The organism is Leifsonia shinshuensis (genome assembly GCF_013410375.1).
GTDB classification, from domain to species: Bacteria; Actinomycetota; Actinomycetes; order Actinomycetales; family Microbacteriaceae; genus Leifsonia; species Leifsonia shinshuensis.
Map to the genome: position 1 here is coordinate 3,930,960 of NZ_JACCFL010000001.1, position 19,549 is coordinate 3,950,508.

Sequence of the window (19,549 nt, forward strand, 5' to 3'; positions counted from 1 at the left end):
TCACGGCAACGGTGTCAGACGGCGACCCCCGCCGCGAGCGACTTCACGTCGCTCGTGGTCAACGGGTTGCCCGCGATGCCCCAGTCCCCGCTGCGCACCTCCTCGACCACGCACCACGTGACCGGGCGCATGTTCTCGCCCTCGATCGTGACCATGGCGTCGGTGAGGACCCGGATGATCTCCTGCTTCTGCTGCGCGGTGAACACGTTCTCGATGACCTTGACATTGATGAGCGGCATCAGTCCGCCTCCTCCTGGAATCGCTCCCGCCCATCGGGAGCACTACGTTCACGATCGCGGTCGCCGGGCGTGTGCCGCTTCGGCCGGATCGGCCATCTTGTTCGAAGGGAAGGAGTGGCCCGAACGGGCCATGCCGCGCGCACCGCCTACTCCGTGCCCACCAGGACGCGCTTCTCCTCCGCCGGCCGCGCTCCGCGACCGCGCAGTTCGCTGACCAGCACGCCGACCACCACGAGGAGCGCACCGACGACTGTGGTGAGCGGCATGCGGTCGCCCGCGAGCCGTCCGACGATGCCGCCCCAGACCGGCTCGCCCGCGTAGATGATCGTGGCGCGGGTGGGCGAGACGTGCCGCTGCGCCCAGTTCATGGTCAGCTGGATGAGGCAGCTCGCGATGCCGAGCCCGATCGCGGGGACCAGCCAGTCCCACGACGGCGCGGGCGCCGCCTCCCCGGTCAGCGGCATCGCGACGAAACCGAACGCGCCGGCGGCGAGCAGCTGCACGATCGTCACGCCACGGGCGTCGACGCGGGAGGCGAACGCGCTGATCAGGATGATCTCCGCCGCGATCGGCACGGTGCTCACCAGCGTCGCGATCTCGCCGGGGCCGAGCCCGACGGTGAACGCCGCGGGACCGGCGATGAACAGCAGCCCGGCGAACGCGAAGCCGACGCCCACGAGCGTCATCCGGCGCGGCGGACGACGGAGCACCAGCCACTGCAGCAGCGGAACCAGAGGAACGTAGAACGCGGTGATGAACGCGGACGTGCTGCTCGGGATGGTCGCCAGCCCGGCGGTCTGGAGCCCGTAGCCGAGAGCGATCGCCGCCCCGATCGCCGCGCCCGCGCCGAGCTCGCGCCACCGGATGCGCATCAGCGAGCGGTGGAACACCGCCACGCTCACCAGCCCGGCCACAGCGAACCGCAGCCCGACGAAGAACCAGGGGCCGGTGTGCGCCATCGCCAGATGGACGATCAGGAACGTGGTCCCCCACAACGCCGTGATCGCGATCAACGCAAGCTCGTACCGGCTCACGGAGAACCGGACACGCTTGGCGATGTGCAACATAATGCACATCCTATGGTGCAGAATAGTGCACATGCAACCCGGCGACACCAGCGTCCTGGCCCACCTCGGGGAGAACCTGCGCCGTCTGCGCCGCGACCGCTCGCTGAGCCAGGAGGCGCTCGCCCAGGCCTCGGGGATCAGCCGCCGCACCATCATCAACCTGGAGGCCGGCGAGACGAACGTCAGCCTGGTCGCCCTCGACCGCCTCGCCGGCGCGCTCGGTGCGACCTTCACCGACCTCGTCGTCGCCCACGTCGCCTCTGAGGAGCACCTCGACCCGGCGGAACTCGACGTCGCGGTGTGGCGCGGCACCGCCACCACGAGCATCGGCCGGCTCGTGGGAGCCGTCGCCGCTCGCTCGGAAGCACAGGTGCTCAGTTGGCAGCTCGCGCCGGGCGAGCGCTACGACGCCGACCCGGACCCGGCCGGATGGCACGAGATCGCCGTCGTCCTTTCGGGTGCGGTACGGCTGCGCCTGGACGCTGGCGGGGACCTCCTCCTCCGCCACGGCGACCACGCGGTCTTCTCGAGCGCCCAGCCCTACACGTACGAGCCGGAGGGCGAGGAGGGCGCCCGCTTCCTGCGTATCGTCGTTTCCTGACGGCCGACGTTCTGCGCCGTATCCAGCCCCGACTGCGCCCCGCGAATCCGAACGCACAGCTGCCCGTCGTGGTTCCGGACGCGCCTCTACCGGCTCCGCGCCCGCCCGCTCATGTGCCGTGCGCGTCGGGCAGCCCTTCCGACCTCCCCAGCCGCGCGTACGCCTCCGGCTGTCTCCTCCGCAGCCGCAGCGCCCACCACACTCCGACCGCGCCCAGGACGAACAGCGGGCCGACCAGTGCGAGGTTGATCCAGCCGGTCATCGCGGTGAGGAGGTCGAAGTTGGTCAGCATGAGCCAGAGGCCGACGGCCAGCCCCAGGCCGCCGAGCGCCGGCGCGATGAACACCCGGAAGGGCGAGTGGCCTCGACGGTCCCTCCAGAAGAACCGGATGACCGCCAGCATGCAGAGCGCCTGCAGGAAGACGATGCCCACGATCCCGACACCGTTGGTCCAGAGCAGCAGCTGGAGGTACGGGTCGCCGCCCAGCACGAGCGTGATCAGGATGAGCAGCACCGATCCCCCGCTGACCACGAGGCTCGCCAGGTACGGCGACGCGAAGCGCGGGTGGGTCCGTGCGACCGACCGCGGCAGCATCCCGTCACGGCCGAGGGCGAACATGTAGCGCGAGGTCGCGTTGTGGAACGCGAGCGTCGCCGCGAAGATGCTGGTCAGCATCAGAATGTCCATCGTGACCTTCGCCCACGGGCCGAGGTACGAGCCTGCGAGCATGAAGTACAGGTTCTGGAAGTCGGCCGACCGCGCGTACTTCTCCAGCCCGTCCACGCCGAGCGCAGCCGTCGCGACCCAGGTGATGAACCCGTAGAAGAGCGGGAGGAACGCGACCGCGAGGTACGTCGCGCGCGGCACCGTCCGGGCCGGCCGTTTCGCCTCCTCCGAGTAGATCGCGGTGCTCTCGAAGCCGAGGAAGGCTCCCAGCGCCAGCACGAACATTCCGCCGGAGGCCGGGTTGAAGACGTTGGCGGGTGCGAACGGCTCCGCGCTGAAGTTCTTCGCGCCGTCGGTCGCGAGCACCGCGACCGCGAGGACGACGAGGATCAGCACCTCCAGCCCCATCAGCACGCCGAGCAATCGGGCGCCGACCGTGATCTGCCGATAGCCGAGGACGCCGACGGCTGCGGCGCCGGCCAGCGCGAACACCGACCAGTGGATGTCGGCCCCCGTCAGATCCTTGATCGAGCTGTTCGCGTAGAAGCCGAGGAAGCCGAAGAAACCGAAGCAGATCAGTGCGTACGAGACGAGCGCGACGATCGCGCTCCCCGCGCCTGCCGGGCGGCCGAGGCCCTTCCCGATGAACGCGTAGAACGCTCCGGCGCTGCGGACGTGCTGCGAGAACGCGGTCAGCCCGGCGGCGCAGAGCAGGTACACCACTCCGGAGAACACGTACGCCCCCGGCGCCCCGATCCCGCCGAGGTTGAAGGCGAGCGGTGCGGCGCCGGCCATGACCGCGAGCGGCGCCGCCGCCGCGACCACGAAGAACACGATGTCGGTGACGCCGAGGGACCCGCCCTTGAGGGCGCCGGTCGTGGCGGCGCCGGTCTGCGCCGCCGCTGGCGCCTGCCGCACCTCGGCGCCCGGCGCCGTCGTCTCGCCGCTCACAGGGCCGGCCACCAGTCCGGGTTCGAGGTGAGCGCGAGCTCGGCCTCGGCGGCGGCGCCGATCCGGAAGACCGTGGGGTCGTCGTAGGTGCGACCGACGACCTGCACGCCGGTGGGGACGCCGTTGGCGGCGCGTCCCGACGGGACGGCGAGTACGGGCACGCGGCCGACGACGTTGAATGGGAGCGTCATCAGCTGGGAGAACACCTCGGCGCTGTCGGTGCAAGCCGCGTCCGCGGGCATCCCGGTGTTCGCGATGGTCGGGCAGACCAGTGCGTCGTACCGGTCGAGCACCGCGCCGAGCGGGCGGTAGAACCCGGTCTCGGCCGCCAACCCCTCGGCGAAGCTCCCCGCGCTCGAAGCGGCCTCGATGAAGGCGCGCGTGTAGGGCATGAGCTGGGCGACGCGCGCAGGATCCTCCTCGCCGACGCTCTCGATGAACGGACCCATGATGCCGCCGAAGTGCGCCCAGGCGATCTCGAGCACCTTCTCCGGCGTCCACGGGAGGTCGACCTCCTCGACCACTGCACCGGCAGCCCGCAAGGCATCGGCGAATGCGGTGGTGTTCGCGACGACCTCGGCGGTCGGCGCGTAACCGCCGAGCGTGTACGACAGGGCGATCCGCATCCCGGTCAGGTCGGTCACCTCGCCGCTGACCCGCACGGTGGGGCGCAGGGAGGCCTGGTCGCCGGACCACGGCCCCGCGATGACATTCTGCAGCAGGGCGGTGTCGGCCACGCTGCGAGCCATCGGGCCGTCGGCGCAGTAGGTGTCCTGGTTGAACGGCGAGAGGCCGGGAATGCGGCCGAAGGGCGCTTTGAAGCCGACGACGCCGCAGTACGACGACGGAATGCGGATCGAGCCGCCGATGTCGGAGCCGGTGGCGAGGACCGTCTCCCCCGCCGCCAGCACCGCACCCGACCCACCGGACGATCCACCGGGGGTCATCGCGATGTTGTGCGGGTTGCGGGTGATGCCCCACAGGGCGGTGTGCGTGACCGGTGCGCAGCAGAACTCGGGGGTCGTGGTGCGGCCGTGGACCACGGCGCCGCTCGCCAGGATGCGGGAGATGATCGGGTGGGTCTCGTCGGCGATCCGCCCCTGCTCCAGGAGGGACCCCTCCTCGGAGAGCCGACCGGCGATCGGCTGCTCCTCTTTGAGCATGAGCGGGATGCCCTCCAGCTCGCGAGCGGTGCCGTTGCGGTAGCGCGCCTCGGATTCGCGCGCCGCCTCGTACGCGTCGTCGAGGAGTTCCTCGGTGACGGCCCCGACGACCGGCTCGACGGCGCGGGTGCGTGCGACGACGGCGTCCAGCAGTTCCACGGGCGAGAGCTCGCCGCTTCGGAACAGCGCCACGGCGTCGGTCGCAGTCAGATGGTGGAGGCTCATGGATCGCCGCTCACGGGTGGATTCCTGCGTCAAGAGATATCGCTCCTTTGCGAACCTTGGTACTAAGTACCGTACTAAGTACGATCTATTACCCTACTTCCATGGCCCCACGTCAAGCGCCCCGTGCTCGAGACCCGCGCCCGCGTGGGTCGCTGGACCGTCGCACCGTCGCAGCGACCGCCATCGACGTGATCGAGGAGCACGGGATCGACAGCCTCACCATGCGTGCCCTCGCCTCGGAGCTCGACTGCGGCACGATGACCCTCTACAGCCACGTACGCAACCGCGACGACCTGATCGTCGCCATCCTCGAGCGGCTGATCGAGGAGCTGGACGTCGTCGCCCACACGTCCCATGCCGATGACGGCTGGCGCGACGTCCTGGTCCGCCTCTTCGGCGCCTACCGCGAACTCGCCGAACGCCACCCCCACGCGTTCGAGCTCCTCGCCCTGGCCCCCTACGACGCCGAGCCGGTCGCCTCCCACCTCGAGTCGGTGCTCGCCAGCCTCGAACGCGCGGGACTGTCGCCCGACGACGCCCGGCGGGTCCTGGGCATCTCCGACGCTTTCGCGACAGGCTTCCTGGTCGTCCGGGCACGCACGACGACCCGCCCTGGCGCTGTGGCCGGCGCCTCCACCCCGCTCGGAGACCTGCGCTCGGTCGGCATGTACGAGCGCGGCATCGAGGCGATCCTCGCGGGGATCGAGGGGACACTCACCGGCGTGACGACGGACCACCGCTCCAGCATCTGACGGATCACACGAAAGAACGGCGGCTGATCATCAGCCGCCGTTCCCCGTGTTTTCACGCTATGTAGCGAGGGCGGGACTCGAACCCGCGACACCCCGATCAGCCGGCGTCGACGGTCGACGCGGGGCTGACGGACGGCCGGCCGCCGACCACGGTCAGGATCACAGGGGACTCCGCGAAAGCGTCTGGATCGGTGGTGAGCGGGTTGAGCGCCCACACGGTCAGGTCCGCGGGCAGCCCCGGCTCGATCCGACCTCCCGGTTCGCCGACGCTGCGCCAGTACTCGCTCGTATAGCCCTCGACGGCCGCCCGCGCGCTCAGCGACTGGTCGGGGCGGACGGGCTCGACCTCCTCGCGTCCGGCGGGGCGGCGCAGCTGGGCGGCCGCGACGACGCCGCGTGGGTCGTACGGCGCGATCGGCCAGTCGGAGCCCAGGGTGAGGATGGCGCCGCGGTCGCGGAGGTCGCGGGTGCGCCACGCCCGGTCGGCGCGTTCGTCGCCGAGCCGCTGCGACCAGTTGTCGGTGTGGTCGGCGCGCGTGTACAGCGTGCAGTGGGTGGGCTGCATGCTGGCCGCGGCGCCCGACGCGATGATCTCGTCGAGCACCTCGTCGGGCAGCGTCTCGATGTGCTCGATGCGGTGCTGCACGTCGCTCGCAGGCAGCGCCGACAGCGTCTCGGCCACGAACGCGATGCCCTTGTCGCCGATCGCGTGCGTCGTGGTCGGGATGCCGTGCTCGTGGAAGAAGCGCACGGCCTCCCGGTACTCGGCCGGGTCGAGCCAGATGGACTGGGTGGACTCGCCCTTGGTGTCCGGCTCGAAGAGCCACGCGGTGCCGTTGTCGATGGTGCCGTCGATCATCAGCTTGACGCCGCGCACGTACCAGCGGCGGCCGGCCAGCTCCTGGAACCGCAGGTGGCGCTCGAGGTCCTCGCGCGTGAAGCCCGGGAACACCGACGGCGAGATGCGCAGGCGGATCGGGAGGTCCTGCCGACGCTCCAGCTCCTCCAGCAGATCGAACGAGTCCGCTGCCATGAGGTCGAGCATCTGGCCGGCGACGATGCCGGTCGCGGCCATCCCGCCGAGCAGGTCGGCGAGCTGCTGCACCCGGTCGTCGAAGGTCAGCTCGGGGACGTGCGAGAGCACCAGGTCCTGCGCCGAGAACTCGTAGAGCATCCCGTTCGGCCGGCCGTCTGCGTCGAGCCCGAGCGCGGACGCGTCGGAGAAGACCTCGTCGCCCCGCACGCCGGCCGCCTCGATCGCGGCGGCCGAGGCGAGCGCCGAGTGGCCGTCGAACAGGGTGATGAACAGCTTGCGGCCTCCGTCGATGCCGGTCAGCAGATCGTTGCCGAACTCGCGGCCGCCGAACGCCGCTGGGTCGAGACCCCAGGCGAGGATCCAGTCCTCGTCAGCCGGGCGCTCGGGGACGTAGGCGGCGATGGTGCTTCGCACGGCCTCCCGCTCGGTGATCCCCGAGAGGTCGAGGCCGCGCGTGAGCTGCAGCCCCATGATCGGGTGGATGTGGGCGTCGACGAAGCCGGCGCTCACCGTGGCGTCGCCGACGTCGAGGACCTCGGCAGCGGCGGCGGGCCAGCCCGCGGCATGCGCACCGGCCTCGGAGGCGATGCCGACGATGATCCCGTCGCGGACGGCGATCGCGGTGCGCTCCGGGGACCTCCCCGATGCGGAGGCGATGACCTCGGGCGTGAGCACCGTGTCGGCGATCAGGAGCAAGTCGATCGTGTCGGTCATCGCTGCCCTCCTTCGGCGACCCCGTCGCCCGAGACGGCGTCGCCCGCTGTGTCCAGGCTCGCAGGAACGACCTCCGCTCCTCCGATCCGGGCGAAGACGTCCGGTCGCGTGCGCTTCCACACCGTGGCGAGCACGACTCCGACGAGGAACACGATCGGGATGGTGGCGAGCACGATCCCGTCGACGACCGGGCCGCCCGCGGTCAGCAGGTCGAGGTCGGCGCACAGCAGGTACAGCACGACGGTCATCGCGACGAGAGCGACGATCGCGGACGGCATGACATACCACTTGCGTGCGACCTCGCGGTGCCGGACGAAGTAGACGATGACCGCGGCGCAGGTCAGCGCCTGGAGGACGATGATCCCGATCACTCCGGGGCTGTTCACCCAGAGGAGCAGCTGCAGATAGGGGTCGCCGTTCACGATCGCGAAGAAGATCACGACCACCAGCGCCAGCACGGTCTGGAAGGCGCCCGCAGCCGCCGGCGAGCCGAAGCGGTTGGTGCGGTGCAACGCGTGCGGGAGGGCCCCGTCGCGGGCGAGCGCGAACGTGTAGCGGTTGATCGCGTTGTGGAACGCCAGCTGCGAGGCGTACACGCTGCTGAGGATGAGGATGTACATCGTCAGCTCGGCCCACGGGCCGAGGTAGCGGCCGGCCTGCTGGAAGACGAGCCCGGCGGTGTCCTTGCCCGCGGCCGCCTGCACGTGGCTCTCGCCGACCGCGATGACGATCGCCCAGACCACGAACCCGTAGAACACCGCCATGAACGCCACAGAGATGTAGGTCGCGCGCGGGATGGTGCGGTGCGGCTCGCGGGCCTCCTCGCGATAGAGCGCCGTCGACTCGAAGCCCATGAAGGCCGCGAACCCGAAGCCGAGGATGCCGAACATGCCCGGCGCCAGGAAGGCGTTCGGCGAGAAGGTGCCGAACGTGACGCCTTCCGCCCCGCCGTGCAGGAGCACCGCGACGGCGAAGACGACGAGGATCAGGGCCTCCAGGCTCAGCAGGACACCGAGGACCTTCGCGCCGACGTCGACACCGCGGTAGGCGACGGCGAACACGGCGAGGATGCCGACGAGGGCGATCGCCCACCACGGCACGTCGATGCCGAACTCGGTCTTCAGCAGGTCGTGCCCTTGCGCACCCATCAGCCCGTAGAGCCCGATCTGGAGGGCGTTGTACGAGAACAGGGCGACGAACGACGAGCCGAGGCCCACCCGCTTGCCGAGCGCCTCCGTGATGTAGGTGTAGAAGCCGCCGAGCGCCCGGACGTGCCGCGTCATCGCCATGAAGGCGATCGCGAAGATGCCGAGGATCACGCCGGCGAACGTGTAGACCAGCGGCGCCCCCACGCCGCCGATCAGGATCGCCAGCGGGGCGACCCCGGCGACGATGGTGAGCGGGGCGGCGGCCGAGATCACCATGAAGACGATCCCTCCGGTGCCGAGGGCGTTGCGGCGGAGGGCTTCGGTGGGCGGTGCTGCCGCCGCCTGCGGCTGGTTGTCTTTCGTGAGTTCCATTGTGCCCGGCTCCTTTGCTCGAGACGACGCGGTTCGGGGATAGCGGGCGTTCCGTGACGGCTCTTGTCGAGGTGTGTGTGGCTCCGACGCTAAGCGGGGAGTGTTTCCGACGTGTCACGAATCGCGATCGATTTCGTGAAGACTAATCGATTCACCACACGAAAAACAAGATGCCTAATCGATTTCTCGATGCGAAATCAGTGGTCCTGCGCGATGCCCTGCGTCGACTCCCGCTCGATGAGGTCGATCGGGACGGGGACGCGACGTCCCGCCGGCTCTCCGTCGAGGGCCGCGATCAGGGCTTCCATGCACCGGATGCCCATCTCCCGAGGGTGCAGGTCGAGGGAGGTGACCGTGGGCTGCATCACGCTCAGCGCGTCCGAGTCGACATAGCTGGCGACGAGAACGTCCCGGCCTGGGACGAGCCCGGCCGCGCGGATCGCCTCCACCGCCACGATCGCCACGCCCTCCGGGGCCGAGATGATCGCGTCGGGCCGGCCAGGGCCGGCCAGCAGGTCGTCCAGCTCACGCCGGACTACCTCCATCGGAGCGTCGAACCAGCTGAGCACCCGCCGCTCGGGGATGCCGCGCTCGGCGCACCAGGCGGCGTATCCGCGCGCCATGTCGCGCCCCCACGCCATCGACGGGTCCGGGAGCATCACAGCCGGATGGCGGCTGCCCCGCTCCCACACGTGATCGAGCAGTCGCCGCATCGCGGAATCGTGGTCGCCGTAGACCACGGCGAACGGCTCCGGCGTACCCGCGGGAGGGTCCTCGCCCGTGACGACCGGCTTCGGCCCGGCGAGCAGACGCTCGGTCAGAGGGTCGCCGTCGACCGGGTCGATGATGAGGAATCCGTCCAGTTGATCGGTGATCCCCGGCTGGGCGAATGCCGGAGGGAGAAGCGTGACCAGCATTCCGGCCTCTTTGGCCCGCTCGACCGCGCCGAAGGCGACGTCCATGTAGTAGCGGAAGCTCAGCGTCAGGTCGGGAACGCTGAGGCCGACGGTTCCCGTGCGCGCCGTCCGGAGGCCGCGCGCGATCAGGTTCACCGAGTACTCGAGCTCGGCGGCGACCTCCCGGACACGCTGGCGCGTCTCGTCCGACATGCGGCCTTTTCCGCTCAGCGCCTGGGAGGCGGTGGCGCGTGATACGCCGGCGCGGTCCGCCACGTCCTGCAGCGTCACCGTGCGCGTGTCGGTCCCCATCACGCCAGTCTAAGAGGCGCGGCGGATGCGACCGCCGAACTGATGCGGAGGAGTCTCCGAAGGCACGACGTCAGGGAAGGGGAAAGGAACACAACGAGAAAACGGCGGCTGATCATCAGCCGCCGTTCCCCGTGTTTTCAAGCTATGTAGCGAGGGCGGGACTCGAACCCGCGACACCACGATTATGAGCCGTGTGCTCTAACCACCTGAGCTACCCCGCCGGGGCCTCCCGTCGTCGCGACCGGGAGACGGAGCCCCCTGTGGGAATCGGACCCACTACCTCTTCCTTACCAAGGAAGTGCTCTACCAATGAGCTAAGGGGGCGAAGCCGGGCATCCGGAAGGGTCCGGGCCGTTTTCGGCAACCGTACGAGGATACCATCCTCGCGAGGGTGCTTCGTACCACCCGGACCCCGGATCGGTGCTCGATCGAGCGGGCGCGTGCCCGCCCGATCGAGCCGTGCTCACGCGGCCTTGGCGGCCTCCGACGCGCCGTCGAGCGCGGCCAGCTCGTCGGCGGTCAGTTCGAGGTCCACCGACGCCAGGAGGTCGGGCAGCTGCTCCAGGGTGCGGGCGCTCGCGATCGGGGCGGTGACGGTCGGCTGGGCGGCGAGCCAGGCCAGCGCGGTGGTCGCGACCGAGGCGCCGTGGGCGGCCGCGACCTCGTCGAGGGCGGCGAGCACGCTGCGGCCGGTCTCGTCCAGGTACTTGGCCGCGCCGCCGGCGCGGGCGCTGTCCACGGTCACGCCGTCGCGGTACTTGCCGGTCAGGAAGCCGGCGGCGAGCGCGAAGTACGGCATCACGCCGAGGCCCTCGCGCTCGGCCAGCGGGCGGTACTTCTCCTCGTAGGAGCGCTCGACCAGGTTGTAGTGCGGCTGGAGGGCGACGGCGCGGTGCAGGCCCTCGCGCTCGGTGATGGCGAACCACTCCTCGATGCGCTCCGGGGAGTAGTTGGAGATGCCGATGTGGCGGACCTTGCCCGCGTCCACGAGACCCGACAGCGCGGCGACGGTCTCCTCCAGCGGGACCGACGGGTCGTCGAAGTGGGCGTAGTAGAGGTCGATGTAGTCGCTCTGCAGGCGCTCGAGGGAGGCGTCGGCGGCGCGGCGGATGTTGTCGGCAGCGAGGCCCTTGAAGTCGGGGTGCTGGCTGACCTTGGTCGCGAGCACGACGTCGTCGCGGCGGCCGCGCGCCGAGAACCACTCGCCGAGGATGCTCTCGGAGTCGCCGCCGGTGTTGCCCGGCACCCAGGCCGAGTAGCCGTCGGCCGTGTCCACGAAGTTGCCGCCGGCCGCCGTGTAGGCGTCGAGCACGGCGAAGGACGTGTCCCGGTCGGCGGTCCAGCCGAAGACGTTTCCGCCCAGTGAGAGCGGGAAGACCTGGAGGTCGGAGGTTCCGATGGCGCGGCGCGGTGAAGTCATTCCGTGATCCTTTCGTGGCTGTCGTTCCACGCTAACGCGGGCGGCCGGAGGCTATTCCGAATGTGTCGAAGATGTGGGGAGACGACCGGCGCGGCACTGCTGTGGAGGGCAGCCCTATTGTGGAGGGATGGCTCCGTCCCCGTCGCCCGCGCCGGAGCGAGCGCTCTCCGCCGACTGCGCGTCCTGCTCGGGACTCTGCTGCGTCGCCCTCGCCTTCGCGCGCTCCGCGGACTTCGCGTTCGACAAGCCGGCCGGCGAGGAGTGCGTCAACCTGGAGGACGGCTTCGGGTGCCGAATCCACCCGCAGCTCCGCGAGCGCGGCTTCAAGGGCTGCACCGTCTTCGACTGCTTCGGCGCGGGCCAGCTCGTCACCCGGCACACGTTCGGCGGCCGGTCCTGGCGCGACGACGCGGGCGTCCGCGCGGAGATGTTCGCCGTGTTCCCGATCGTCCGCCAGCTCCACGAACTGCTCTGGTACCTCCGCGAGGCGCTCGCGATGCCGGCTGCGGCGCCGCTCCACGCCGCGCTGCGGAGCGCCTGGGATGAGGTCGCGCACGCCGCGGACGCTGCGCCCGCCGACATCCTCGGCCTCGACGTCGACGAGCTCCGCGACCCGGCGGCGCGGCTGCTGCGGGAGGCCGCGCGCCTGACCCGCGAGGCCGCCCTCCGCGAGCGGACCGCCGCCGCGAGCACCGCCACCCGCCGCGTCAAAGCGTCCCGCCTGCACCCGGGCGCCGACCTGCTCGGCGCTGACCTGCGCGCCGCCGACCTCCGCGGCGCCGAGCTGCGCGGAGCCCTCCTCATAGGGGCGGACCTCCGCGACGCCGACCTCAGCGCGGCCGAGCTGATCGGCGCCGACCTCCGCGACGCCCGGCTCCACGGCGCCGACCTCGACCGCGCCATCTACCTCACGCAGCCCCAGCTCGACGCGGCGCAGGGCGACGCCCGCACCCGCCTGCCCGCCGCGCTGCACCGCCCGGCGCACTGGAGCTGAGCCGCACCCGCCCATCCGCGTGCGCGCAGTTTGCCGTCCGGACACGCGACGCACAGTCGCAGGGGGCTAGCATGGCTCGCAGCGCCGACGACGGCGCGCCGGTCCCGGTGCCCCAGCGGCGCGCGCGGAGCGACGGCGCCCCCCGATCGTTCCCCGACGCGTGATCGCGAGGGCGCCCCGTCCTCCGCCAAGACAGGTGATCCCCATTCCGACTTCCGAAACCTCCCGCACGCTCGCGCCAAGCACGCCCGGCCGCGAGTGGTGGCGCTCCGCCGTCATCTACCAGGTCTACCCGCGCTCGTTCGCCGACGCAGACGGCGACGGGATGGGCGACCTGCCCGGCATCACCCGCCGCCTCCCCGCGCTGCGCGACCTCGGCGTGGACGCCGTCTGGCTGTCCCCGTTCTACACGTCGCCGCAGAACGACGCCGGCTACGACGTGGCCGACTACCGCGACGTCGACCCGAGCTTCGGCACCCTCGCCGACTTCGACGTGCTCCTGGAGACCGCGCACAGCCTCGGACTGCGCGTCATCATCGACGTCGTCCCCAACCACTCGTCGAGCGACCACGTCTGGTTCCAGGAGGCCCTGGCCGCCGCGCCGGGCAGCCCCGAGCGGGCGCGCTACCTGTTCCGCGACGGCAAGGGGGCGAACGGCGACGAGGCCCCCAACAACTGGGAGTCCATCTTCGGCGGCTCCGCCTGGACCCGGATCACCGAGCCCGACGGCACCCCGGGCCAGTGGTACCTCCACCTCTTCGACAAGTCGCAGCCCGACTTCGACTGGGAGAACCCGTGGGTGCGGGAGCAGTTCCGCGACATCCTGCGGTTCTGGCTCGACCGCGGCGTCGACGGCTTCCGCGTGGACGTGGCCCACGGCATGATCAAGGAGGCTGGCCTCCCCGACTACACGCCCCCCGCGAACGCCGGCAGCATGGGCGGCGGCGCGATCGCGACCACCACGGGCGGGATCGTCCTGGAGCCCGAGATCAGCGCTCACGCCGAGGGCGAGCCCGTCACGCCGCCCTACTTCGGTCAGGACGGTGTGCACGACATCTACCGCGACTGGCACCAGGTCCTCGCCGAGTACGAGGGCGACCGCGTGCTCTGCGGCGAGGCCTGGGTGGAGCCGCTGGAGAAGCTCGCGCACTGGGTCCGCCCCGACGAGATGCAGCAGACCTTCAACTTCGGCTACCTGGAGACGCCGTGGGACGCGGTCGCGCTGCGCACCGTGATCGACCGCTCCATCGCGGTGTTCGGCAGCGTCGGCGCGCCCAGCACCTGGGTGCTCTCGAACCACGACGTGGTCCGGCACGCCACCCGCCTCGCGCTCACCGGCGACAACCCGCAGGGCCACGGCATCGGGCCGAAGTCGACGGGCATCCCCGACCCGGCCTTCGCCCTGCGCCGTGCCCGCGCGGCGACGGCGCTGATGCTCGCGCTGCCCGGCTCGGCGTACCTGTACCAGGGCGAGGAGCTCGGCCTCCCGGAGGCCATCGACCTCCCCGACGAGGCGCGCCAGGACCCCACCTGGTTCCGCACCAACGGCGAGCGCTACGGCCGCGACGGCTGCCGGGTGCCGATCCCGTGGGAGGGCGCCGACCCGTCGTACGGTTTCGGTCCCGGCCCGAAGAGCTGGCTCCCGCAGCCGGCGACGTGGGCGGACTACACGCGGTCGTCCCAGGAGGGCGTGCCCGGCTCGACCCTGACCATGTACCAGGAGGCGCTGGCCGCCCGGCGCGAGCACGATCTCGCGTTCGGCGAGCTGCAGTGGGCGAACGCCGGCGAGGACGCGCTGCGGTTCACCTCCGGGAAGGTCACGGTCGTGGTGAACTTCGGCGAGGCGCCGCTGCCGCTCCCGGCGGGCACGGTCGTCCTGGCGAGCGGCCCGCTCGAGGGCGGCATGCTGCCCCGCGACACCACCGCCTGGCTGGTCTGAGCCCGCCCCTCCCCTGCGCACAACGGAGGAGTTCCGCCCCGATCCGGGACGGAACCCCTCCGTTCGCTGTCTCCAGCCGGCGTGTCGGGCCGGATCTCCTCCGTTGCCCGCGGCCGCTCAGCTCGCGTTGGCCCGCAGCCACGCGACCGGGTCGACAGGCTCCGTGCCGTTCAGCCGGATCTCGAAGTGGAGGTGCGGCCCGGTCGAGATGCCGGTGTTGCCGACGCGCCCCACGATGTCGGCGACGCGGACCTGCTGACCCGCCGCCACCCGCACCGAACCGGTCTGCAGGTGGCAGTACTTGCTGCTGACCAGCTGCCCGCCGATCATGTGGTCGATGGTGACGTTGACGCCGCAGCCGCCGCCGTCGTGGGCCACGACCTCCCGCACGACGCCGTCGGCGATGATCTGGACGGGGACGCCGGCGCCCGGCGCGAAGTCGACGCCGAGGTGGTTCGTGGACGCGCCCGCGGTCGGCGCGGTTCTCGGTCCGAACCCGGAGGTGATCGGCACGCCGACCGGGAACGGCCACTGGATGGCGCCGGCCGGGTTGTTGCGGAAGGTGTCCGCGATCCGCATCGAACGCAACGCTGCGAGCTGCTCGCCGGAGGTCGCGGCGCCGCTGTCGCGGATGATCGCCTCGCGCTCGGCGGAGGTGATGCTGTCGAGCGCCTGGACGTCGCCCTCCGACGCCGGTGCGCTGGAGAAGTGCGCGGTCGCCGTGCGCGCACGGACCTGGTCGTCGGTCAGGAGGGCCATCGCGGGAACGGTCGTGGCGACCGCGATCCCGAGGACGGAGAGCATCGCCACGACGCTGACTCCGCGGCCGAAGCGCGGCTCGCGGGCCCGTCGGGCCGCCTCCTCGCGCTGCCGGAGCTCGCGCCGGGTGGGCTGGCGGTGCGCCTGCGCGCCCCGGCCCGGTCGGCCCGGGGTCGCAGCGTCCGGGGTCGCCCCGGCCGGAGGCGCCCCGTCCGGGGTCGCCGGTGCGCCGATACCCGTCCGAGGTCTGGTTCCGTGGCGCACCCGACCCAATATAACGAAACGGTAACTACGACACCACTTCCCCGGACGAGGGTCGGTCCCAGTTCCGGTAATACCGCTGGACCAGCGGGTCGAGCTCCTCGAACAGGTCGGGCGCCGCCGCCAGGAGCAGTTCCCGGCCGGCCGGCGCATCGCCGAGGCCGCCCAGCCGCGCGCCCGCCTCCTGGGCGATGAGGGCTCCCGCCGCGTGATCCCACGGGTTGAGCCCGCGCTCGTAGTAGGCGTCGAGCCGTCCGCACGCGACGGAGCACAGGTCGAGCGAGGCCGCCCCGATCCGCCGGATGTCGCGCACCTGCGGGATCAGCTCGGTGACGAACGCCGCCTGCTTGCGCCGGATCTCGGGGTCGTACCCGAACCCGGTACCCACCAGTGCGAGCGGCAGCCCCACCCCCTCGTTCACCCGGATGGGCTCGCCGTTCAGCCGCGCCCCGCCTCCCGCGGCGGCCGTGAACACCTCGCCGGTGACCGGGTTCACGACGGCGCCCGCGAGCGTCCGCCAGCTCGCCGGATCGGGGTCGCCCTCGACCACCGCGACACTCACGGCCCAGGCGGGGATGTCGTAGAAGTAGTTGACGGTCCCGTCGATCGGGTCGACCACCCAGGTCAGCCCGCTGCTGCCCGCGTCGCCGCCCGACTCCTCCCCGAGGAACCCGTCCCGCGGCCGCGCGGCCGCCAGCGCACTCCGGATCAGGTCCTCCGACTCCCGGTCGGCCCGCGTGACGATGTCGGTGATGGTCGACTTGGAGGCCGCGACCTCCACCCCGTCCCTCCGCCGCTGCAAGGCCAGTGCGGCCGCCCGGCGGGCGACGGTGGCGGCGATCTCGAGCAACGCGTTCGGGGTGGGCATGGGGATAAGCCTGACAGGGATCGGCGCCGACAACCACTCACGCGGGGATGAGCGGGGACGACGAAGGGGACCCGGCTACGTGCCGGGTCCCCTTCGTCGATGGGTGGCGAGTGAGGGATTCGAACCCCCGAAGGCTACGCCGGCTGATTTACAGTCAGATCCCTTTGGCCGCTTGGGTAACTCGCCATTCGCGCTCCCGACCACCAGTCAGCTGCTGACCGAAGGCGCCATGTAAGGATACTCGGCGCGCGCCGCCGAACGAAATCGGGGGGCTCAGGCGGCGAGGAGCACTGTCGGCGCGTCGGCCGGGCGGGCGTCGGCGCCGTCGCGGACCAGGCTCACGACCTCCGCCTCGGCGAACTCCGTGACCACCTGCGCGAGCAGTTCGCGCTCGGTCACGTCCAGCACCCGGCACAGTGCCGCGAGGATCTCCGAGGAGGCCTCCTTGCGGCCGCGCTCGATCTCCGAGAGGTACGGGATGCTGATGCGCGAGCTCTCCGAGAGCTCGCGCAGCGTGGCGCCCCGCTCCGTCCGCAGCCGGCGGAGCACGGAGCCGATCGCGTGCCGCATCAACATGCCTGAAGCCTAAGCCGCGGCCCCGCGTCCGCGCGGATCGGTCTTTCGGATTCCGCCCACAGCAGAATCGGCACGGGCTCCGCACGACCTCCGCGACTTCGCGACACACCCCGACGCCTGCCGTCGATGTCGGTGGCGGCGCGCACAATCGTGGGCATGAGAACCCTCGAGATTTGCGAACGGTGCGACGGGACGGGTGCCGACCCCCGGCAGCACAGCGAGGAGATCATCCTCTGCGTGGAGTGCGGCGGCGACGGCTGCCACGTCACTTACTACGCCGAGCTCCAGCAGACGGCCTGATCGGCGGGCGGTCACTGGCCGCGCGCTTCTCCCGCGTTATATAGTGCGGTATATAGAACCGCGACCGCAGGGGGCGATATGGCAATCACGTCGATCGACATCGACCAGGAAGAGCTGAGACAGGCCAAGGAGCTGACCGGCGCTGCTTCCAATCGCGAGGCCGTCGACCTCGCGCTCAGGACTCTGATCGCCGTTCGTCGCCAGCCATCCGCCGTGGAGCGCATCATCGGGCGCCGCTTCGATCCGAGCCAGATCGACGCCCCTACGATCGCACCGGCACCAGGTCACTCCGCAGCGTGACGACGTACCTGGTCGACAACAGCATCTGGCAGAAGGCGGGATCGAGCGCAGCCATCGCGCAGAGGCTCAGGGAGATCTCGCCGCAACACCTCATCATCACCTGCCCTCCCCAGGTCTTGGAATACTGCCATTCCGCCCGCTCGCCTGAGGAACACGCGGAGCTGAGAGAGGACATGGATGCCCTGCTCGGGGCGTGGAAGCACCCGGGCGAGCGCGACGCCCTCGATATCCAACAGGCACTGTGGAAAACCGGCCTCGTGCGAGCCGCGGCGGCGTTCGATTGCCTCATCGCCGCCTATGCGGTCGCCAACGACGCAGTCGTGCTGAACTCCGATCTGGATTTCGGCTACATCGAATACGCGACGAACGGCGCCGTCCGGCAGGAGTACATCGCAGCCTGAACGACCCGCGACCCGAGAGACCATCATCCACTCCGCGTAAGCTGGAACCTGGCCAACCGAAGGGAATGGAACAGTGGCAGACTCCTCGTTCGACGTCGTCAGCAAGGTCGACAAGATGGAGGCGGACAACGCCGTCAACCAGGCCCGCAAGGAGGTCGAGCAGCGCTACGACTTCAAGAACGTCGGCGCCTCGGTCGAGTGGAGCGGCGAGTCGGTGCTGCTCAAGGCCAACACCGAGGAGCGCGTGAAGGCGGTGCTCGAGGTCCTGGAATCCAAGTTCATCAAGCGCGGCATCACCCTCAAGTCGCTCGACACCGGCAAGCCGTACCCGTCGGGCAAGGAGTTCCGCATCGAGGTCGGGCTCAAGAACGGTATCGAGCAGGACGCCGCCAAGAAGATCAACAAGCTGATCCGCGACGAGGCGCCCAAGAGCGTCAAGTCGCAGATCCAGGGCGACGAGCTGCGCGTCAGCTCCAAGAGCCGGGACGACCTCCAGGCGACGATGGCGCTCCTGAAGGGCGCCGACCTGGACGTGGCCCTCCAGTTCGTGAACTTCCGCTGAGCGCCCCCCGCAGCCAGCCCGCCAGCTGCGTGTAGGCGGCGACGCGCGCCCGCTCCTCGGACAGGAACACGTCGTGCAGGGCGCCGTCGATCCTCGCCACGGTGACGGTCGGCGCGAGCCGCAGCGACCGCACGGCGATGTCCTCCACAAGGAGCACTACGTCCGAGCTCCGCATCTCCTCCGTCCAGTACGGCAGCAGCGTCGACCGCGCCGACAGCAGGGTGAGCACCGGCGCGTCGATCGCGAGGCCGGCGGCGACGCGGGTGTGCCCGGCGAGGACGGCGGTGAGCCAGGCCGGGTACACGGTGAAGCCGCGCACGGGGCGCCAGGTCAGGTCATAGTCCCACTCGCCGTCCAGCGTGCGGGAGACGGAGCGGGTGTAGAAGCCGAGGTCGACGTTCGGCATCGCCGCCTTCGGCTCGATCCGGGACTGCAGGTCCACCAACGGCGCGAGCATCGCCCGGCCGGCCGAGTGGGCCTGGAACTCCAGCCACGGGCTGTTGAGGACGAGCGCGGACACGCGTCCGGGATGCCGGTCCGCCCAGAGGCTCAGCGTGAGGCCTCCGGTCGAGTGGCCGAGCAGGACCAGGCGGCGGTGCGTGTGCTCGCCTTCCGCGTGGCCCATTGCGGTCAGCGCGGCCTCGATGTCGGCGTCGTAGGTGTCGAGCGAGTCGACGAATCCGGGCGTCTGGCCGGGCCGGAGGCTGCGGCCGTACTTGCGCAGGTCCAGCGCGAAGAACCGCGCGCCCTGGTCGTGCCAGAACCGTGCGAGCCCGGTCTGGAAGAAGTAGTCCGACCAGCCGTGCACGTACAGGACGTCGGTCTCCTCGGCCGGAGGCCCCGGCCGGAGGTCGGCCAGGTGCGGCCAGGGCTCGTAGCGCACGAGCGTGGCGACGACCTCCCCCTCGGCGTCGTGGCCGAGCGGAAGCGTCGCCTGCTGGAACCCGCCGCCGAGGACGTCGGGGCGCCATTCCACGGGGCCGACCATGCCTCCAGCGTGCCAGATCGGACGCGCGAGACGCGAGG

Annotated in this window: 20 protein-coding genes and 3 tRNA genes; 8 read left to right on the top strand and 15 right to left on the bottom strand. The window is 70.9% G+C overall.

The genetic code is table 11. From position 1 onward, the window contains the following. Window positions 1-14: 14 nt before the first annotated feature. Window positions 15-239 carry a tautomerase family protein gene (locus HNR13_RS18895; RefSeq protein WP_179608229.1) on the bottom strand — a complete coding sequence of 75 codons (225 nt, stop codon included), beginning with the start codon at window positions 237-239 and terminating at the stop codon, window positions 15-17. 146 nt (window positions 240-385) lie between these two features. Then, window positions 386-1,306 (bottom strand): DMT family transporter, encoded by a 921-nt coding sequence (locus tag HNR13_RS18900; RefSeq protein WP_179608231.1) that lies wholly within the window; start codon window positions 1,304-1,306, stop codon window positions 386-388. A gap of 31 nt (window positions 1,307-1,337) precedes the next feature. Between HNR13_RS18900 and HNR13_RS18905 the strand changes: the two genes are divergently transcribed. Then, on the top strand, window positions 1,338-1,907 hold the full coding sequence (locus tag HNR13_RS18905) for an XRE family transcriptional regulator (RefSeq protein ID WP_179608233.1): 570 nt from the start codon (window positions 1,338-1,340) through the stop codon (window positions 1,905-1,907). Window positions 1,908-2,016: 109 nt separating this feature from the next. Here HNR13_RS18905 and HNR13_RS18910 read toward each other — a convergent pair whose 3' ends face one another. Continuing rightward, complete coding sequence (locus HNR13_RS18910; RefSeq protein WP_343063621.1) at window positions 2,017-3,525, bottom strand: APC family permease; 1,509 nt, start codon at window positions 3,523-3,525, stop codon at window positions 2,017-2,019. Then, window positions 3,522-4,913 carry an amidase gene (locus HNR13_RS18915; protein WP_179608234.1) on the bottom strand — a complete coding sequence of 464 codons (1,392 nt, stop codon included), beginning with the start codon at window positions 4,911-4,913 and terminating at the stop codon, window positions 3,522-3,524. Before HNR13_RS18915 ends, HNR13_RS18910 begins: the two co-directional genes overlap by 4 nt. Before the next feature lie 101 nt (window positions 4,914-5,014). Between HNR13_RS18915 and HNR13_RS18920 the strand changes: the two genes are divergently transcribed. Further along, window positions 5,015-5,665 carry a TetR/AcrR family transcriptional regulator gene (locus tag HNR13_RS18920; RefSeq protein WP_179608236.1) on the top strand — a complete coding sequence of 217 codons (651 nt, stop codon included), beginning with the start codon at window positions 5,015-5,017 and terminating at the stop codon, window positions 5,663-5,665. 97 nt (window positions 5,666-5,762) lie between these two features. On the opposite strand, the gene HNR13_RS18925 is transcribed toward HNR13_RS18920, so the two are convergent. The 6 genes from HNR13_RS18925 to HNR13_RS18950 all read right to left on the bottom strand — a co-directional run bounded on the left by HNR13_RS18925 (window position 5,763) and on the right by HNR13_RS18950 (window position 11,563). Then, a complete protein-coding gene (locus HNR13_RS18925) occupies window positions 5,763-7,415 on the bottom strand; it encodes an amidohydrolase (RefSeq protein WP_179608238.1) in 1,653 nt (550 codons plus the stop codon). Beyond that, complete coding sequence (locus HNR13_RS18930; protein ID WP_179608240.1) at window positions 7,412-8,935, bottom strand: APC family permease; 1,524 nt, start codon at window positions 8,933-8,935, stop codon at window positions 7,412-7,414. Before HNR13_RS18930 ends, HNR13_RS18925 begins: the two co-directional genes overlap by 4 nt. Window positions 8,936-9,132: 197 nt before the next feature. Beyond that, window positions 9,133-10,143: a LacI family DNA-binding transcriptional regulator gene (locus tag HNR13_RS18935; RefSeq protein WP_179608241.1), complete on the bottom strand. Its 1,011-nt coding sequence runs from the start codon at window positions 10,141-10,143 to the stop codon at window positions 9,133-9,135. A 147-nt stretch (window positions 10,144-10,290) separates the two neighbouring features. Continuing rightward, window positions 10,291-10,364: transfer RNA gene (locus tag HNR13_RS18940), tRNA-Met, on the bottom strand. Window positions 10,365-10,395: 31 nt separating this feature from the next. Continuing rightward, window positions 10,396-10,467: transfer RNA gene (locus HNR13_RS18945), tRNA-Thr, on the bottom strand. A 139-nt stretch (window positions 10,468-10,606) separates the two neighbouring features. Further along, on the bottom strand, window positions 10,607-11,563 hold the full coding sequence (locus HNR13_RS18950; protein WP_179608243.1) for an aldo/keto reductase: 957 nt from the start codon (window positions 11,561-11,563) through the stop codon (window positions 10,607-10,609). Window positions 11,564-11,690: 127 nt separating this feature from the next. Here HNR13_RS18950 and HNR13_RS18955 point away from each other — a divergent pair, with 127 nt between their 5' ends. After that, window positions 11,691-12,557, top strand: a complete 867-nt coding sequence (locus HNR13_RS18955; protein WP_179608245.1) for a pentapeptide repeat-containing protein — start codon at window positions 11,691-11,693, stop codon at window positions 12,555-12,557. Between the two features lie 196 nt (window positions 12,558-12,753). After that, window positions 12,754-14,496 (top strand): alpha-amylase family glycosyl hydrolase, encoded by a 1,743-nt coding sequence (locus tag HNR13_RS18960; RefSeq protein WP_179608247.1) that lies wholly within the window; start codon window positions 12,754-12,756, stop codon window positions 14,494-14,496. 117 nt (window positions 14,497-14,613) lie between these two features. Here HNR13_RS18960 and HNR13_RS22085 read toward each other — a convergent pair whose 3' ends face one another. From HNR13_RS22085 to HNR13_RS21925, 4 genes are all read right to left on the bottom strand, one after another. Further along, on the bottom strand, window positions 14,614-15,519 hold the full coding sequence (locus tag HNR13_RS22085) for a peptidoglycan DD-metalloendopeptidase family protein (RefSeq protein ID WP_179608249.1): 906 nt from the start codon (window positions 15,517-15,519) through the stop codon (window positions 14,614-14,616). A gap of 25 nt (window positions 15,520-15,544) precedes the next feature. Further along, a complete protein-coding gene (locus HNR13_RS18970; protein WP_179608251.1) occupies window positions 15,545-16,384 on the bottom strand; it encodes an inositol monophosphatase family protein in 840 nt (279 codons plus the stop codon). A gap of 104 nt (window positions 16,385-16,488) precedes the next feature. Next, window positions 16,489-16,570: transfer RNA gene (locus HNR13_RS18975), tRNA-Tyr, on the bottom strand. 87 nt (window positions 16,571-16,657) lie between these two features. Then, window positions 16,658-16,960, bottom strand: coding sequence for a helix-turn-helix domain-containing protein (locus HNR13_RS21925; protein WP_179608252.1), 303 nt, complete (start codon window positions 16,958-16,960; stop codon window positions 16,658-16,660). Window positions 16,961-17,116: 156 nt separating this feature from the next. On the opposite strand from HNR13_RS21925, the gene HNR13_RS18985 reads away from it, so the two are divergent. From HNR13_RS18985 to HNR13_RS19000, 4 genes are all read left to right on the top strand, one after another. Further along, window positions 17,117-17,260, top strand: a complete 144-nt coding sequence (locus tag HNR13_RS18985; protein WP_179603900.1) for a hypothetical protein — start codon at window positions 17,117-17,119, stop codon at window positions 17,258-17,260. 78 nt (window positions 17,261-17,338) lie between these two features. After that, entirely contained in the window at window positions 17,339-17,560 is a 222-nt protein-coding gene (locus HNR13_RS18990) for a type II toxin-antitoxin system VapB family antitoxin (RefSeq protein WP_179608254.1), read from the top strand. Then, the gene (locus HNR13_RS18995; RefSeq protein ID WP_179608256.1) at window positions 17,557-17,961 is read left to right on the top strand and encodes a PIN domain-containing protein; all 405 of its coding nucleotides are present in this window, start codon (window positions 17,557-17,559) and stop codon (window positions 17,959-17,961) included. Before HNR13_RS18990 ends, HNR13_RS18995 begins: the two co-directional genes overlap by 4 nt. 73 nt (window positions 17,962-18,034) lie before the next feature. Beyond that, window positions 18,035-18,523: a YajQ family cyclic di-GMP-binding protein gene (locus HNR13_RS19000; RefSeq protein ID WP_179608258.1), complete on the top strand. Its 489-nt coding sequence runs from the start codon at window positions 18,035-18,037 to the stop codon at window positions 18,521-18,523. On the opposite strand, the gene HNR13_RS19005 is transcribed toward HNR13_RS19000, so the two are convergent. Next, window positions 18,429-19,511, bottom strand: coding sequence for an alpha/beta hydrolase (locus HNR13_RS19005; RefSeq protein ID WP_179608260.1), 1,083 nt, complete (start codon window positions 19,509-19,511; stop codon window positions 18,429-18,431). The two genes, HNR13_RS19000 and HNR13_RS19005, sit on opposite strands and share 95 nt — an antisense overlap. Window positions 19,512-19,549: the final 38 nt, after the last annotated feature.

Bases quoted from the DNA above. Each gene is read 5' to 3' on its own strand.
- HNR13_RS18895 (WP_179608229.1), bottom strand. From the start codon at position 239: ATGCCGCTCATCAATGTCAAGGTCATCGAGAACGTGTTCACCGCGCAG.
- HNR13_RS18900 (WP_179608231.1), bottom strand. From the start codon at position 1,306: ATGTTGCACATCGCCAAGCGTGTCCGGTTCTCCGTGAGCCGGTACGAG.
- HNR13_RS18905 (WP_179608233.1), top strand. From the start codon at position 1,338: ATGCAACCCGGCGACACCAGCGTCCTGGCCCACCTCGGGGAGAACCTG.
- HNR13_RS18915 (WP_179608234.1), bottom strand. From the start codon at position 4,913: ATGAGCCTCCACCATCTGACTGCGACCGACGCCGTGGCGCTGTTCCGA.
- HNR13_RS18920 (WP_179608236.1), top strand. From the start codon at position 5,015: ATGGCCCCACGTCAAGCGCCCCGTGCTCGAGACCCGCGCCCGCGTGGG.
- HNR13_RS18925 (WP_179608238.1), bottom strand. From the start codon at position 7,415: ATGACCGACACGATCGACTTGCTCCTGATCGCCGACACGGTGCTCACG.
- HNR13_RS18930 (WP_179608240.1), bottom strand. From the start codon at position 8,935: ATGGAACTCACGAAAGACAACCAGCCGCAGGCGGCGGCAGCACCGCCC.
- HNR13_RS18935 (WP_179608241.1), bottom strand. From the start codon at position 10,143: ATGGGGACCGACACGCGCACGGTGACGCTGCAGGACGTGGCGGACCGC.
- HNR13_RS18950 (WP_179608243.1), bottom strand. From the start codon at position 11,563: ATGACTTCACCGCGCCGCGCCATCGGAACCTCCGACCTCCAGGTCTTC.
- HNR13_RS18955 (WP_179608245.1), top strand. From the start codon at position 11,691: ATGGCTCCGTCCCCGTCGCCCGCGCCGGAGCGAGCGCTCTCCGCCGAC.
- HNR13_RS18970 (WP_179608251.1), bottom strand. From the start codon at position 16,384: ATGCCCACCCCGAACGCGTTGCTCGAGATCGCCGCCACCGTCGCCCGC.
- HNR13_RS21925 (WP_179608252.1), bottom strand. From the start codon at position 16,960: ATGTTGATGCGGCACGCGATCGGCTCCGTGCTCCGCCGGCTGCGGACG.
- HNR13_RS18985 (WP_179603900.1), top strand. From the start codon at position 17,117: ATGAGAACCCTCGAGATTTGCGAACGGTGCGACGGGACGGGTGCCGAC.
- HNR13_RS18990 (WP_179608254.1), top strand. From the start codon at position 17,339: ATGGCAATCACGTCGATCGACATCGACCAGGAAGAGCTGAGACAGGCC.
- HNR13_RS19005 (WP_179608260.1), bottom strand. From the start codon at position 19,511: ATGGTCGGCCCCGTGGAATGGCGCCCCGACGTCCTCGGCGGCGGGTTC.